Annotated in this window: 14 protein-coding genes and 1 tRNA gene; 7 read left to right on the forward strand and 8 right to left on the reverse strand. The window is 66.3% G+C overall.

Features of this window, described 5'->3' with window-relative positions; translation table 11 throughout:
* Positions 1-23: 23 nt before the first annotated feature.
* The 5 genes from G6N43_RS30075 (at position 24) to G6N43_RS30095 (ending at position 4,827) form a co-directional block, all read left to right on the forward strand.
* The gene (locus G6N43_RS30075) at positions 24-1,298 is read left to right on the forward strand and encodes a pyridoxal phosphate-dependent aminotransferase (RefSeq protein ID WP_179967944.1); all 1,275 of its coding nucleotides are present in this window, start codon (positions 24-26) and stop codon (positions 1,296-1,298) included.
* Between the two features lie 188 nt (positions 1,299-1,486).
* Complete coding sequence (locus G6N43_RS30080) at positions 1,487-2,044, forward strand: CsbD family protein (protein WP_083152759.1); 558 nt, start codon at positions 1,487-1,489, stop codon at positions 2,042-2,044.
* 26 nt (positions 2,045-2,070) lie between these two features.
* Entirely contained in the window at positions 2,071-2,745 is a 675-nt protein-coding gene (locus tag G6N43_RS30085; RefSeq protein ID WP_083152758.1) for an IF2 family translation initiation factor, read from the forward strand.
* A 384-nt stretch (positions 2,746-3,129) separates the two neighbouring features.
* The gene (locus tag G6N43_RS30090) at positions 3,130-3,549 is read left to right on the forward strand and encodes a DUF4383 domain-containing protein (protein ID WP_083152757.1); all 420 of its coding nucleotides are present in this window, start codon (positions 3,130-3,132) and stop codon (positions 3,547-3,549) included.
* A 21-nt stretch (positions 3,550-3,570) separates the two neighbouring features.
* A complete protein-coding gene (locus tag G6N43_RS30095; RefSeq protein ID WP_179967945.1) occupies positions 3,571-4,827 on the forward strand; it encodes a YibE/F family protein in 1,257 nt (418 codons plus the stop codon).
* Here the strand turns inward: G6N43_RS30095 and rfbA are convergent.
* From rfbA to G6N43_RS30115, 4 genes are read right to left on the reverse strand one after another with little or no spacing between them, the layout of a single operon-like run.
* Positions 4,781-5,644 (reverse strand): glucose-1-phosphate thymidylyltransferase RfbA, encoded by an 864-nt coding sequence (gene rfbA, locus G6N43_RS30100; protein ID WP_083152755.1) that lies wholly within the window; start codon positions 5,642-5,644, stop codon positions 4,781-4,783. The two genes, G6N43_RS30095 and rfbA, sit on opposite strands and share 47 nt — an antisense overlap.
* The gene (locus tag G6N43_RS30105) at positions 5,644-5,991 is read right to left on the reverse strand and encodes a hypothetical protein (protein WP_083152809.1); all 348 of its coding nucleotides are present in this window, start codon (positions 5,989-5,991) and stop codon (positions 5,644-5,646) included. Before G6N43_RS30105 ends, rfbA begins: the two co-directional genes overlap by 1 nt.
* A 35-nt stretch (positions 5,992-6,026) precedes the next feature.
* A complete protein-coding gene (locus tag G6N43_RS30110; protein ID WP_083152754.1) occupies positions 6,027-6,779 on the reverse strand; it encodes a maleylpyruvate isomerase family mycothiol-dependent enzyme in 753 nt (250 codons plus the stop codon).
* Positions 6,780-6,783: 4 nt separating this feature from the next.
* A complete protein-coding gene (locus G6N43_RS30115) occupies positions 6,784-8,106 on the reverse strand; it encodes a cytochrome P450 (RefSeq protein ID WP_083152753.1) in 1,323 nt (440 codons plus the stop codon).
* An 87-nt stretch (positions 8,107-8,193) separates the two neighbouring features.
* Here G6N43_RS30115 and G6N43_RS30120 point away from each other — a divergent pair, with 87 nt between their 5' ends.
* Positions 8,194-8,814, forward strand: a complete 621-nt coding sequence (locus tag G6N43_RS30120) for a TetR/AcrR family transcriptional regulator (RefSeq protein WP_083152752.1) — start codon at positions 8,194-8,196, stop codon at positions 8,812-8,814.
* Here the strand turns inward: G6N43_RS30120 and G6N43_RS30125 are convergent.
* The 4 genes from G6N43_RS30125 to dcd all read right to left on the reverse strand — a co-directional run bounded on the left by G6N43_RS30125 (position 8,792) and on the right by dcd (position 14,245).
* Positions 8,792-10,141, reverse strand: a complete 1,350-nt coding sequence (locus G6N43_RS30125) for a UDP-glucose dehydrogenase family protein (RefSeq protein ID WP_083152751.1) — start codon at positions 10,139-10,141, stop codon at positions 8,792-8,794. The genes G6N43_RS30120 and G6N43_RS30125 overlap by 23 nt on opposite strands.
* A gap of 99 nt (positions 10,142-10,240) precedes the next feature.
* Entirely contained in the window at positions 10,241-11,887 is a 1,647-nt protein-coding gene (locus G6N43_RS30130) for a DUF7159 family protein (protein ID WP_083152750.1), read from the reverse strand.
* 244 nt (positions 11,888-12,131) lie between these two features.
* Positions 12,132-13,493 carry an ammonium transporter gene (locus G6N43_RS30135; RefSeq protein ID WP_083152749.1) on the reverse strand — a complete coding sequence of 454 codons (1,362 nt, stop codon included), beginning with the start codon at positions 13,491-13,493 and terminating at the stop codon, positions 12,132-12,134.
* 179 nt (positions 13,494-13,672) lie between these two features.
* Positions 13,673-14,245, reverse strand: coding sequence for a dCTP deaminase (gene dcd / locus G6N43_RS30140; RefSeq protein ID WP_083152748.1), 573 nt, complete (start codon positions 14,243-14,245; stop codon positions 13,673-13,675).
* A gap of 57 nt (positions 14,246-14,302) precedes the next feature.
* Between dcd and G6N43_RS30145 the strand changes: the two genes are divergently transcribed.
* Positions 14,303-14,373, forward strand: a tRNA-Gly gene (locus G6N43_RS30145).
* The last annotated feature ends 27 nt before the right edge of the window (positions 14,374-14,400 follow it).

Raw genomic sequence — 14,400 nt, forward strand, 5'->3', positions numbered from 1 at the left:
ATTTGCTGGACGGTAATGAGACCATGGTGGGTGTGACGACGCACCACGTGCCCCTGCATAACGCGGGCCATCACCCGCGCCAGCGCACGTTCACGCAGTCATCCAAGCTGCAGGACGTTCTCTACGAGATCCGCGGACCGGTACACGAGCACGCGTCGCGACTGGAGGCCGAGGGCCACCGCATCCTCAAGCTGAACATCGGCAACCCGGCCCCGTTCGGGTTCGAGGCGCCCGACGTCATCATGCGCGACATGATCCAGGCGCTGCCGTATGCGCAGGGTTACTCCGATTCCAAGGGCATCCAACCCGCCCGGCGCGCGGTCTTCACCCGCTACGAGCTGATCGAGAACTTTCCGAAGTTCGACATCGACGATGTGTACCTCGGCAACGGGGTCTCCGAGCTGATCACGATGACACTGCAGGCGCTGCTGGACAACGGCGACCAGGTGCTCATCCCGGCGCCGGACTATCCGCTGTGGACCGCGTCGACCTCGCTGGCCGGCGGCACGCCGGTGCACTACCTGTGCGACGAGACCCAAGGCTGGCAGCCCGACATCGCCGATCTGGAAGCCAAGATCACCGACCGCACCAAGGCGCTGGTGGTGATCAATCCGAACAACCCGACCGGTGCGGTGTACAGCGCCGAAATCCTCGAGCAGATGGTCGAATTGGCGCGCAAGCATCAACTGCTGCTGCTCGCCGACGAGATCTACGACAAGATTCTCTACGACGACGCTCAGCACATCTGCCTGGCCACGCTGGCGCCGGATCTGCTCACGCTGACGTTCAACGGTTTGTCCAAGGCGTATCGCGTGGCCGGATACCGCTCGGGCTGGCTGGTGATCACCGGCCCCAAGGAACATGCGGCCAGTTTCCTCGAGGGCATCAGCCTGTTGGCCAACATGCGGCTGTGCCCGAATGTGCCTGCGCAGTACGCGATTCAGGTTGCGCTGGGCGGATATCAGAGCATCGAGGACCTGGTGTTGCCTGGCGGACGCCTGCTCGAACAGCGCGACGTCGCATGGTCGAAGCTCAACGAGATCCCCGGGGTCTCGTGCGTGAAACCCCAAGGCGCGCTTTATGCATTCCCTCGGCTGGACCCCGAGGTGTACGACATCGTCGACGATGAACAGCTGGTTCTCGACCTGCTGCTGCAGGAGAAGATCCTGGTCACCCAGGGCACCGGCTTCAACTGGCCGACACCCGATCATCTGCGCATCGTGACGCTGCCGTGGGCTCGTGATCTGGCCAACGCGATTGAGCGACTGGGCAACTTCCTGGTGAGCTACCGGCAGTAGCCGGGCAGGTTTACCACCTACGGCGTCGGGTAACCACTGCCCTGCGGACGGAGCAACCGGTCCGCGATTTCACGGTCGGAATGTATCCATTTCGACTGGATGGAGCGCAGTCCAAATCAAGAAACATGGCGCGGGTTACTGCGCATACCGCCGCTTCATGCGGCGTCGACCCGCCAGGAAAGGGCCAGATGACTGAGCACAAGAAGGCCGACGAAGCCCGCAAGGGACTACTCGACTCCGTGAAGGGAAAGGTCAAGGAAGTCGCCGGCGCGGTGACCGGCAACGATTCGTTGACCGCGGAGGGCCAGCTTGAACAGGCGCAGGCCAAGGAGCGCAAAGAGGCCAACAACGTCGAGGCTGTCGCCGACGCCGAGGCCGCCAAGGCCCGGGAGCAGGCAGCCGACGCCAGGGCCGAAAGCGCACAGGCCAGAGCTGCGGTGAACGCGAAAACCGCCGCGGCGGAGAGGTCAGCGCATCACCAGCAGGAAAGCCTGAAGCACGCAGCGGAGAAGTCCGAGCAGCAGCGGGCTGCCCGCGAGAAGACCCAGGCCGAGCTCGATGCACACGCCAACATCGCACAGGCCAAAGCGGAGGAGCGTGAAGACGTCGAGTCCGCTGCTGAAGAAGTGACCGATGCAGTCGATGACCATCTTTCCACGACGCGAGCCGCGTCGACCGCGAAGGCCGAGGCTGACCGCATCAGACGGCAAGCTGACCAGATGACCAACCAAGCCGACCTGCCCTGAGCGCCGGCACACTTACAGGAGTTTGAATGAATATCGTCGAGGCCCCACTGGCCGTCTTGCGCCTTCAATACCGAATCGCACGATTCCCTCTCGAGTTGATCGAGCAGCATGTCTTCAGCCGCATGGACTCGGAGGCACCCGCGCGCTTGTTTTACGAACGGTCGTTCGGCCTGCTTGATTCCACGGTCGGGAATGCGTTGGGCGACAAGGAACTTGCAGATAGAGGCACTGTGCTCGCCCAACGCAGCGATGCGCTCGGCCGAGCAGCGCGGCTGGATGCGGCCGCCGATCGGGCCCAGCAGCAATCACGCGCCGGCCTGAAGGCCACGAGCAACAAGGCCAGCAAAGAGCAACAGGACGCACGCGCCACCGCGCAGGACAAGATCGATGACGCCCGCGCCTCGGCCGATGAGCAGAAGCGCGAGGCGTCGGTGGCGAGCGCCCAGCGCACCGCCGCCGCGAAGAAGCAGGCCGACGAAGTTGCGGCACAGCGCACCAAGGCGGCGGAAGCGGCAAAGCGCGAGGAGCACGCCAAGATTGGTGCCAACGAGCAGGCGGCGGCCAAGGCCGCGGCGTCGAAGCTCGAGGATGCGGCCGAGGAGCGCGCAGAGGCCGATGCCAAGCGCGCGCAGGCCGATCAGATCGAGGATCTGGCCGACGCCGAGAAGCGCAAGCGCCAGACCTCGCCTCAAGGCGGGTAGCGCAGGGGCGCCTCGACGAGCACCCGTCACGCTCCACGGCTTCCAGTCTGGATAGGCCGCTAGTTCCTGTCGACCCTTCGCATACAACTAGGCCGGGGGATGTTGATCATGGCCCAGCAGTCCGCCGGTGGCGGTGGTCGGCGCGCATGCCGAATCGTTGCCCGAAGTGAGAGCACGTCCAAACACTTCGCGACTAGCCGAACAACGAAGATACGCAACGCGTTTGCCACAGCGAGGCCCGGGTATCACACGGAGGCGTTCGCTTCCAGCCGAGGGAGTCCGTACCCGTACACCAACAACTCGAGGCGATAAAACACGACTACAGCTCATCCAGCCCGCACCACCTTCGCGACACCAGTACAGAAGGCCGCCCTCGTTGTCGGCGTGGTCTTCCTAGCTGTCGGCGTACTCGGCTTCATCCCGGGCATCACGACGAACTACGACCAGCTCAGCTTTGCGGGCCATCAATCGGAAGCGGCACTGCTCGGGATATTCAACGTGTCGATCCTGCACAACCTGGTGCACTTGGCATTCGGCATCGCAGGCGTTGCCTTGGCCCGCACCCTCAACGGCGCCCGCATGTTCCTCATCGGCGGCGGCATCGTGTACCTGGTGCTCTTCGTCTACGGGCTCGTGATCGATCACCACAGCGCAGCGAACTTCGTGCCCGTCAACGATGCCGACAATTGGCTGCATCTCGTGCTTGGCGTCGGGATGGTCGCCCTCGGCGCCGCTCTCGGCCGTACTCGCAGTGACAGGCCTGTCGGTACAGGTGCGGATCTCGGTCGCCCTGGACCCCGTTGAGCAACCTCTACCCTGTTGCGGGTGACGCACTCGCACGCGCATTCGCATTCCCTGCAGGGCCCAACCCCCTTCGGACCGCTCGTCGCCAAGGTTGTCGTCGGCCTGCTGATCGCCATCGGCGTCGTGACGCTGGCCGGGGCCGCCTGGCTGTGGCCGAGTAAGCAGAAGGTCGACATCCCGCTGCCGTTCCAGAACGCGGCGGGTGGTGCAGTCACCACCGAGGCGGGCCATGTGGCGTCGACCAGCGCCGCGCCGTGCGGGTACCAGTCGGTGGGCGCGGTGCTGACCGCCCCTCCGGCGCCCGCGCAGGGCGACCTCAACTGCGTGCAGGCGTTCGTCGCGATCGACTCCGGGCCGAACGAAGGCGCGAACACGCTGCTGGAGTTCAGCGGCGGAGCCGGGCAGCCCCAGCTCGCGGTCGGTGACCAGATCCGGATAACCCGTCAGGTCGACCCGGCCGGCACCACGACGTATTCCTTCTACGACTATGAGCGAGCGTGGCCGTTGATAGGGCTGGCGGTGACGTTCGCCCTGGTGGTCGTCGCAGTGGCCCGGTGGCGCGGATTGCGGGCGCTGGTCGGCATCGTCGTCGCCTTCGTGGTGCTCGTCGTGTTCATGCTGCCCGCCCTGCGTGACGGCGCCGCGGCCATCCCCGTCGCGTTGGTGGCGTCGTCGCTGATCCTCTATGCGGTCATCTACCTGGCACACGGCGTGAGCCTGCGCACCAGTGCGGCGCTGCTGGGCACGCTCGCCTCGTTGTCGTTGGCCGCGCTACTGTCCTGGGCCGCAATCGCGTTGACGCACTTGACCGGTCTCTCCGAAGAGGAGAACAACGCGGTCGAGACGTATTTGGGCAACGTGTCGATCACCGGCCTGCTGCTGGCCGGATTCATCGTCGGCTCGCTCGGTGTCCTCAACGACGTCACCGTCACCCAGGCGTCGACGGCCTTCGAGTTGGCTGCGATGGAGGGCGCCTCGCGCCGTGCGGTGTTCGTCGGCGCCATGCGGGTGGGGCGCGACCACATCGCCAGCACCGTCTACACGCTGGTGCTCGCGTACGCGGGTAGCGCGCTGCCGCTGCTGTTGTTGTTCAGCGTGGCCAACCGGTCGCTTGGCGATGTACTGACCAGCGAGAGCGTGGCCATCGAGATCGCACGCTCAGCGGTCGGCGGTATCGCGTTGGCGCTGTCGGTACCGTTGACGACTGCGATCGCGGCGATGCTCGCGACGACTAGCGCTCCAACAACCCCAGTAGATACGCCCCGTATCCGGACTTGAGCAATTCCTTTGCGCGGGTGGCCAACTGGTCGTCGTCGATGAATCCGGCGCGCCAGGCGACTTCCTCGGGGGCACCGATCTTCAGGCCCTGTCGGCGTTCGATGGTGCGCACGTAATCGCTGGCGTCCAGCAGCGAGTCGAATGTTCCGGTGTCCAGCCATGCGGTTCCACGGGCGAGGACCTCGACCGCAAGGCGACCCTGGTTCAGGTACGTCCGGTTGACGTCGGTGATCTCGTATTCTCCTCGGGCCGAGGGCTTTATCGAGCGCGCGATCTCAATGACGTCGTTGTCGTAGAAGTACAGGCCGGGGACCGCGTAGTGCGACTTCGGAGTTGCGGGCTTCTCCTCCAGGGACAGCGCGATGCCGTCGTCGCTGAACTCAACCACACCGTAGGCGGATGGATTGGCCACCCAATACGCGAAAATCGCACCACCGTCGATGTTTTGAAACCGCGTCAGGCTGGTGCCCAGGCTCGGGCCATAGAAGATGTTGTCGCCCAACACCAATGCCGCCGAGTCGTTTCCGATATGGTCGGCACCGATGATGAACGCCTGCGCCAGACCGTCGGGCCGATCCTGTACGGCATAGGTGAGGTTGATGCCGAAATGCGAGCCGTCGCCGAGCAATCGGTGGAACGCGGGTGCATCATCACCCGTGGTGATCACCTGGATGTCGCGGATGCCCGCCATGATGAGCGTGGACAGCGGGTAGTAGATCATCGGCTTGTCGTAGACCGGCACCAGCTGCTTGCTGACCCCCATGGTGATCGGATAGAGCCGTGTCCCCGATCCGCCTGCGAGAATGATCCCCTTCATCAGCTCACCAGATCCTTCTCGGTCAGCTCGGTGGCCGCCAGGGCCGACGCGAGGTCGTCGTGACGGAACACCGACGTGACGTGATCGCGCACGACCCGGAACGCCGACGCTCTGCCGTCCTCCTCCTCGGCGACCACCACGCCGTCGCGCACATACATCCGCCCCGGCACGGCGGCCGCGGGCGCCACCGTCTTGGCCCAGTCGCGCAGGGCGGCGTGTCCCTGGCCTGCGCCACCGGCCTCGCCGAACTCGATGTCGTCGCTGGAGACCTGGATCAGGGTGTCGAGGTCCTGGTCTTTGAGCGCGTCATGCCATGCCAGCACGGTCGCGATCTCCGAAGTGGTCATGGTCGTGAAGGTACCAACCGGTGTGCAGGCGCCGGTCAGAACGGGGTGCGCTCGAGCCACCCGTCCCATACGGCGGAGTCGCCGAAAACCTCGATATCGAGCTCGGCCACCGGCCGCCTGCGCGCGATCGCGAGCAGCAGATCCCTGGCCGGCCCGCGTAGCGCGACGTCCCCCTTACCGTGCTCATGAGTCCAGGTCAGGCCACCGTCGTCATGCGCGATAGACCATTCCCCGGTCGGCCCGAGCCCGGCGTCGGTGGCGTGCAGATGCAGCGTGCGGCCGCGCTCCACCGGCGGCGTGGCCATCCGAGCCCCTTGGAGCACCATGAGCTCGATCCACTCGTTGATGGCGTCGGCCGCCAGCTCCGGCGACAGGTCGTAGTCGGCCCCGAGCGCGAGGGCGGCATCGGCGCGGTGCACCGCCACGTCGTGCAGAAGCCGGCGTATCCACCATCCCGCGGGCCGCATGCCCGCAGCGGTCCAGACCCGGGCGTCGGAGCCGACCTGTTCGACTGCGGCGATCGCCGCACGGGCCCCGCCGTTGAGCCAGTCGATCGCGGCGTCGGGATCGTCCGGCGGCTTGCCGTTGCGTGCTTCGCGCGGGTTGACCGGTTCGTTGCGGCGCTCGGCGATGATCTGCGCGGCCCATCGCGTGCCCCGTCCGACATGGCGGAACAACTGTTTGAGGGTCCAGTCGGGACAGGTCGGGATCGGCGTCAAAGGGTCTGCGCCGCGGACCAATTCGCCGAATGCCTGGGTTTGGTCGAGCAGCGCCGCTCGTAAGTCCACATCACTAACTTACAGCGGTGCGGGCCTTCCCGAGCGTGATCGGAAGCGACGACCAGCCACGCAACACCCGGGTTTGGCGACGGCTGCCACCACCGGCCAGCCGTGCGTCCGGGAAGCGCTCGAAGAAGGTACGCAGCCCGACTTCACCTTCGGCACGCGCCAGCGCGGCGCCGAGGCAGAAGTGCCTGCCGCCCGAGAACGAAAGGTGCTTGCCCGCATTCTGACGTTCGATGTCGAACCTGTGCGGATCGTCGAAGACCTTGGGATCGCGGTTGGCACCCGCGAGATAGATGATCACGGCCTTGCCGCGCCGCACCGTCACACCGGCCACGTCGCTGTCCTTTGTCGCAATACGCGCACTCAGTTGCACCGGCGAGTCCAGCCGCAGAATCTCCTCGACCGCCGTGGGCCACAATTCGGGACGGGCCGCCAGGGTCTCGAGATGCTCGGGGGTCTCCAGCAGCATCCGAATTCCGTTGCCCAGCAGGTTGACCGTGGTCTCGAAACCCGCCGCCAGCACCAGCCCCGCGGTCGCCAACAGCTCCCGCTCCGTGAGGGGACCCCCGTCGGCGTCCTCGGAGGCCAAGATGATCTGGCTCATCAAGTCATCGCCGGGATTGCGGTGCAACGTTCGAAGGTGGTTCGTCAGCCAGTCGCTGAAGCCCTCGATGCCCCGGTTGACCGTCTGGTACTGCCGCCACGTCAACCCGATGTCGAGGCTCGGCGCCCCGAGTTCACCGAACTCGAGGATCCGCGGTCGCGCGTCCTCCGGCACGCCGAGGATGTCGCCGATGACCGTGACGGGAAGTTGCGAGCAGTACCGGTCGACGATGTCGGTGGTGCCGGCGTCGGTGAGCCCCTCGAGAATTTCGTTGGCCGATTCCTGGACGCGGTCGCGCAGTGCGGCGACCGCGCGTGGGGTGAATACCGACGACACCAGCTTGCGGTAGCGGGTGTGCTGCGGCGGCTCAACCGACAGCATCGAAGGCGGCCGAATCGGGTGCATGAGATCGGACCGCGTGCGGTCCGCCACCCACTGCGCCGCTTTGGGCAGATTGGATCCGATACCGAAGACCGCGAAATCATCGGAGCGCAACAGGTCGTTGGCGATCTTGTGGTCGACGGTGAGATACGCGGCCCGGCACTTGACGATCGGGCCCATCGCCCGCACTTCGTCGATGAATGCGACGGGGTCGGCTCGCACGGCCGGGTCGGCGAGCAGCCGGCCCTGCGGATCACCCCTACGGGCGAAGAACTTCGAGACTCCGCGAATCAGGCCGTGCAGGGCAAGCCAGTGAATCCGCTGCTTGATCGGGCCTTGAGTCATGCCCCTCCCGCCCTGGAACGGTGCTTCCGCGATTAACCGAATTGTAATTCGGTTATGGGATCCGAGCTTACCGAATTATCATTCGGTATGGCAAGGAAGCGGATGTCCGCCGAAGAGCGCCGGGTTCGCATCCTCGACGCAGCCGTGGAGGTGTTCGCCGAGCACGGATACACCGCCACGAAGATGGCCGACATCGCCGCGCGGGCCGGCGTCGTCCCCTCGGTCTTGTACGACCACTTCGGCTCCAAGCGCGAACTGCACATCACGCTTCTGGAGGTGCACTCCGCGCAGTTGCGCGAGCGCTCGCTGCGCCGCCTCGAAGGAGGCTCGGTCGAGGAGATGGTCCGCGCCAGCATTTCGAGCTACTTCACGTTCATCGAGGAGGATCCGTTCTTCTGGCGCGTGCTGCACCAGGACATGCATGCCGATCCGGAGATCGCCGCGGCGTGTCGGGAGATCGCCGATCGCGGGACCGCGAGCATCGCCGATCTGATCCGGTTCGGCGCGGGCGATCGGACGCAGCTGAACGGCATCACCCTCGACGAGGCCGCCTGGATCCTCGCCCGCGCAACACAGTCGGCGGCCGACGGCGTGGCCAGATGGTGGTACGAGAACCGCGATACACCAAGAGACCTCGTCGTCGAGCTCGTTGTCAGGCTGTTGTGGCAGGGTTTCGAAGGGATGCTCAGACAAGCGACGACGGAGTGACCCGGCGCGGGCTTCTGCCTAGGCAGTACACCCGCCAGCCCGACGTGGACCAGCGGTCGGTATCGAGGCAATTACGGCCGTCGACAACGACTTTCGCGCGCACGGTATCGGCGAGATCGTCAGGGTCGAGCTCGACGAACTCGCGCCATTCGGTCAGCACCAGCACCGCGTCGGCGCGCTCGCAGGCCTCCACCACCGACGTGGAGTAGTTCAGCGTCGGAAACAAACGCTGCGAGTTCTCGATCGCCTGGGGGTCGTAAACGTTGACCGTGGCGCCGTTGAGCTGCAGCATGCCTGCGACATTGAGCGCCGGCGAGTCGCGCACGTCGTCGGACTCGGGTTTGAACGCCGCGCCGAGAACCGCGATGTTGGCGCCGAGAAGCGAACCGCCGCAAGCGGTCGTGGCCAACTCCACCATCCGGGTGCGACGGCGCATGTTGATGCTGTCCACCTCGCGCAGGAACGTCAGCGCGTGGTTGGCGCCGAGCTCGCCGGCGCGGGCCATGAACGCGCGGATGTCCTTCGGCAGGCAGCCGCCGCCGAATCCGAGGCCCGCGTTGAGGAATCGCCGCCCGATGCGTGGGTCGTGACCCAGCGCGTCGGCGAGCATCGTGACGTCGGCATCGACCGCCTCGCACACCTCCGAGATCGCATTGATGAAGGAGATCTTCGTGGCCAGAAATGCGTTGGCGGACACCTTGACCAATTCGGCGGTCTGCAGGTCGGTGACGAGGAACGGCACGCCCTCGGCGAGGAGCGGTGCGTAGAGCTCGCGGATGGCCGCTTCCGCCGTTACCGAATTGCTGGGCACGCCAAGCACGATGCGGTCCGGATGCAGCGTGTCGTGGACGGCGAAGCCCTCGCGCAGGAATTCAGGATTCCACGCCACCTCGATATCGATGCCGTCGGCTGCCAACGACCGCGCGCGTTCGCCGAGTTCGACTGCCGTCCCGACCGGGACCGTCGACTTTCCGACGACGACGGCTGATCGCGTGAGCAGCGGGACCAACCTGTCGATGACCGCGTGTACGTGGCGGAGGTCAGCCCCGTATTCGCCCTTCTTCTGCGGAGTTCCGACGCCGAGGAAGTGCACGTCGGCGAATTGGGCGGCGGCGTCGTAGTCGGTGGTGAAGCGCAGACGGCCAGCAGCGATGTTGTCGCTCAACATTTTCCGCAGACCCGGTTCGTAGAACGGGACGTCGCCGGAGGCGAGCTTGGCGACTTTCCCTGGGTCGATGTCGACACCGATCACGTCGTGCCCGAGTTCGGCCATTCCGGCGGCGTGCGTCGCACCGAGATAACCCGTGCCGAAGACTGAACATCGCATACCACCTCTTTAGGCAACCGCGATGAGCTGATCGCTACGCGACACTTAGCGGCACACCAACGGTGGGTTACGAATGAACGCGGCGGCCTAGAGGTGTTCTCAGCCCCCGCTGCAGAAGATCAGGAAGCAGCTACCTCCACCGCCACCACCGCGGCCGAACGATCCCGATCCCGGGTATTGCGAACCGGGGTTGTACGGGCTGCGACTCGAGCCGGGCCCGTTTGAGCCCGACCCGGGGCCTGAGCCCCGAGGACCCGAGCCCAGGGACGGCGACTGCGGCGCCTGCGGAACCTGAGGCTGCTGCGGGGTCTGCGGCAGTTGCGGGGTCTGCGGCAGCTGCGGGGTCTGCGGCAGCTGAGGGTTCTGCGGGATCTGCGGCTCCTCCTCCGGTTCGTCCTCCCACGGTGGATTCCACTGCGGTGGTTGCCACGGCTTCGGCGGCAGATAGTGCGGCCGCCACGGCGGATTCCACGGCCGGTAGATCGGCGGCGGGTTGTACACGGGCGGCGGGATGTAGACCGGAGCCGGCGCGGGTGCCGGCGCGGCGGGCGGAGGTGCAGGCGCCGGGGCGGCCGCGGGTGGCGGCGCAGCCGGCGGCGGGGCCTCGACGTAGACCGTGCGAGGTGGCGCCTGCGGAACCTGCTGCGCCACGGGCACCGGCGGCTTGATCGTCTCGGCGGCCGGCGGCGGCGCAGGAGGCGGCGCCTCGGCCGGCTTTGCTTCCGGAGTAGGTGCCGGCGCCGGAGCCGCTGGCGCGACTGTGGGTACGAGGGCGTTCTGGCCAGGGCTGGGCCGCTGGTCGGCCGTCGGGCGGATACTCACAGCCAGCGAAATGACCAGTGCCACAACGCCGACGACGAAGATAGACGTCAGCGCACTGCCGACGAGCAGGAACGGCTTGCGCTCCCCGGGCAGCTGAAGTTCCGTCTGGGGGTCGTAGTCGTCGAGGGATGCACCATCGGAGCCGACCGCAGCCAGCTGTGTCTCGGCGCCGGCCAGGCCCGCGAGAGCCGAACCGGCCGTCGGGCCGTCGGGATCCTGCGAGTAGGCAAGGCCGACCGTGGACGACTCCAGCGCCGGGGCGTTGGCGGCCGCCAGCGCGGCGCCGCGAGCCAGTGCCAGTTCGGGTTCGTCCGGCGCGCTGACCGGGAGGCTGACCAGATGCTGTAGGTGTTCCTTCACCGAGGACACGTCGACGCCCGAGCCGACGACGAACATGCCCTGCGGGCGCGCGTCCTGCGCGTCGACGGCGGCGGCCATCTCGGTCAGGATCCCCATCGCATCCCCGCCGTGCAGGCTGCGGCTGAGCACCTTGACCACCGACCCGTCGTCGGTCTGAACGACCGACAGGGTGGCGGTGTCGCGGTCGACGAACAACAGCGCGGTCGTGTCGTACCCGACCGCACGACCTGCGGCCTGGGCAAGCTCCGCGGCGGCGTGGCCCGCGGACACCAACATCACGTCATCGAGGCTCCTGACCGCCAGGGCGTCGCGCAGTGCGGCGCCCTCGGAGTGCTGACTCCAGGTGATGCCGACGGCCCTCAGGTGATGACCGCCGGCGGTCGCGCTCTCCTGGGTGCCCAGGATCGCCTCGACGACCTGCTCCGCCGCAGAGTTTGCTGAGCCTTCGTTCGTGGTGACGTCAAACGAATCATGGTCGACGGTCACTCCGTCGGCCATCTCCCCCTCGACCAGCACCATGCGGACCGTCGTAGGTGTGGTCGACACACCCAGCACGATGTCCACTAGCCCCTCCAAAAGTTTGCTACGCTATCTAGTTCGCTGATGGGCCTCGCACTCCGCACCGGCCGACAACTAGTACTTAATCGACTCGCTCAGCATGGGCGTTACTCCCGAACGCGTTTGCTGCAGCCGATCAAGTCCGGTCCGACATCGGGCAGCTCCGGCGCCCCGACAACGCCGGTACCTCGACCCTACTCGGGTCAACGGCCGAACGCTTCCGGCCGGTCAAAAACCGCGGCAGCCGAGTTCAGTCCAGGCTCGTTGACTCGGTGTCCTCGGCGGCATCGGCCCGCTGCTGCAAGGTAGCGGAACCCCCGAGGGTCGGCCGGCGCACCGGCTGATGCCCGTGCACACCCTCGGCATAGGCGGTCTCGGCGTGTTGGGTGAAGTCGACGCCAGCCGTCTCATCCTCGGCGCTGACGCGGAATCCGAGGACGCGATCGATGATCTTGGCCAACGCGAACGACATGGCGAACGCGTAGATGCTGACCACCAGCGCGGCTAACGCCTGCTTGCCGAGCTGGGCGAGGCCGCCGCCGTAGAACAGGCCCTCCGGGCCTGCGGTCATCACCTCTGCCGCGAGGAATCCGATGAGTAGGACGCCGACGAGTCCGCCGACGTAGTGCACGCCGACCACGTCCAGCGAGTCGTCGTAGTTCCAGCGGAACTTCAACCCGACGGCGTATGAGCAGATGACGCCTGCGGCCAGGCCGACGACGAATGCGCCGAGGGTGTTGACCGTCCCGCACGACGGTGTGATCGCGACCAGGCCGGCGACCACACCCGATGCGGCGCCGAACGTCGTCGGCTTGCCGTCACGGAAGCGCTCGACGGTGATCCAGCCCAGCATGCCCAAACAACCGGCCACCAGGGTGTTGAGAAAAACGGCTGCCGCCGTGCCGTTGGCCGCCAGTGCAGAGCCGGCGTTGAAACCGAACCAGCCGAACCACAGCAGACCCGCACCGAGCAGAACGAACGGCAGGTTATGCGGGCGCATGGCGTCCTTCTTGAAGCCGATGCGCGGACCGAGCACCAGTGCGAGCGCCAATGCCGAAGCGCCGGAGACGATCTCGACCACCAGGCCGCCGGCATAATCCAGCACCCCGAGGTTGGACAGCCAGCCGTCGGGCCCCCAGACCCAGTGCGCCACGACGGCGTAGACCGCGACGGTCCACACCGGGACGAAGACCACCCACGCCGAGAATCGCGCGCGGTCGGCGATCGCGCCGCTGACGAGCGCGGCGGTGACGATCGCGAAGGTCAGTTGGAAAGTGGCGAACAGGAGCTCGGGCACCGTGCCGCGCACGGTCGTCGGATCGATACCGAGCATGCCGAAGTGGGAGAGGTTGCCGATCAGTCCCTTACCGGCGTCCTCGGAGAACGCGACGGTGTAGCCGACCAACAGCCATGCGATCGTGCAGGCCGGGATCGAGATGAAGCACATCATGATCATGTTGAGCACGCCGGTGGTGCGGACCATGCCGCCGTAGAAGATGGCGAGTCCCGGTGTCATCAGCAGGACCATCGCGGTGGCGGCCAACAACCAGGCGGTCGCGGCGGGATCGATCTCTGGCACGTCGGCTCCTTTGGCGAAGTTCCGACGAAGCATTTCGACCCCAGGTTTCAGCCACGCGGCAGCGATGTTTCCGGCATGTTTCGTGTTTCGTCTGGATTACCGAAACCTCACGGTCGGCGAAGCTCGTTCACTCTGCGCCCACGGCGCAAGAGTCCACCTGAAGAGCGCCGTCAGCGCAGAGTCAACGCGCAGCTGGGAAAGTCAACGCGCGCTCAGCTGGACTTGATGAAGTTCAGATACGAGCGCGAGGGCGTGGGCCCGCGCTGGCCCTGATACTTGGAGCCCGCCTGCGAGCTGCCGTACGGGTGCTCGGCGGGACTGGTCAGCCGCAGCAGGCAGAGCTGGCCGATCTTCATGCCCGGCCACAGCGTGATCGGCAGGTTCGCGACGTTGGACAGTTCCAGCGTGATGTGCCCGCTGAACCCGGGGTCGATGAAGCCCGCGGTGGAGTGGGTCAGTAGGCCGAGTCGGCCGAGCGACGACTTGCCTTCGAGCCGGCCCGCGAGGTCGTTGGGCAGCGAGCACCGTTCCAGCGTCGATCCGAGGACGAACTCGCCGGGATGAAGGACGAAGGGCTCGCCTTCCTTGGGCTCGACCAGCGTCGTGAGGTCGTCCTGACGCAGCGCCGGGTCGATGTGGGTGTAGCGGGTGTTGTTGAACACCCGGAACAGGTTGTCCAGCCGCACGTCGACGCTCGACGGCTGGATGAGGTTCTCTTCGAACGGGTCGATGCCCAGCCGACCGGCGGCGATTTCGGACCTGATGTCGCGATCGGAGAGCAGCACGCGACGAGCGTAGCCGCTCGAGTGTTAGCCTTCGTGATCACTGGCTCAGGCCAGCGTGCCGGTGTAGTTCAATGGCAGAACATCAGCTTCCCAAGCTGAGAACGCGGGTTCGATTCCCGTCACCGGCTCCGATGCTTCGGGTGACGTTCGGCCCA

The sequence above is a fragment of the Mycolicibacterium moriokaense genome (assembly GCF_010726085.1).
Classification (GTDB): Bacteria; Actinomycetota; Actinomycetes; order Mycobacteriales; family Mycobacteriaceae; genus Mycobacterium; species Mycobacterium moriokaense.

What these genes read in the sequence shown, in the direction of transcription:
- G6N43_RS30075 (WP_179967944.1), top strand. Translation starts at nt 24, where the DNA reads ATGGTGGGTGTGACGACGCACCACGTGCCCCTGCATAACGCGGGCCAT.
- G6N43_RS30080 (WP_083152759.1), top strand. Translation starts at nt 1,487, where the DNA reads ATGACTGAGCACAAGAAGGCCGACGAAGCCCGCAAGGGACTACTCGAC.
- G6N43_RS30085 (WP_083152758.1), top strand. Translation starts at nt 2,071, where the DNA reads ATGAATATCGTCGAGGCCCCACTGGCCGTCTTGCGCCTTCAATACCGA.
- rfbA (WP_083152755.1), bottom strand. Translation starts at nt 5,644, where the DNA reads ATGAAGGGGATCATTCTCGCAGGCGGATCGGGGACACGGCTCTATCCG.
- G6N43_RS30105 (WP_083152809.1), bottom strand. Translation starts at nt 5,991, where the DNA reads ATGACCACTTCGGAGATCGCGACCGTGCTGGCATGGCATGACGCGCTC.
- G6N43_RS30115 (WP_083152753.1), bottom strand. Translation starts at nt 8,106, where the DNA reads ATGACTCAAGGCCCGATCAAGCAGCGGATTCACTGGCTTGCCCTGCAC.
- G6N43_RS30120 (WP_083152752.1), top strand. Translation starts at nt 8,194, where the DNA reads ATGGCAAGGAAGCGGATGTCCGCCGAAGAGCGCCGGGTTCGCATCCTC.
- G6N43_RS30125 (WP_083152751.1), bottom strand. Translation starts at nt 10,141, where the DNA reads ATGCGATGTTCAGTCTTCGGCACGGGTTATCTCGGTGCGACGCACGCC.
- G6N43_RS30135 (WP_083152749.1), bottom strand. Translation starts at nt 13,493, where the DNA reads ATGCTTCGTCGGAACTTCGCCAAAGGAGCCGACGTGCCAGAGATCGAT.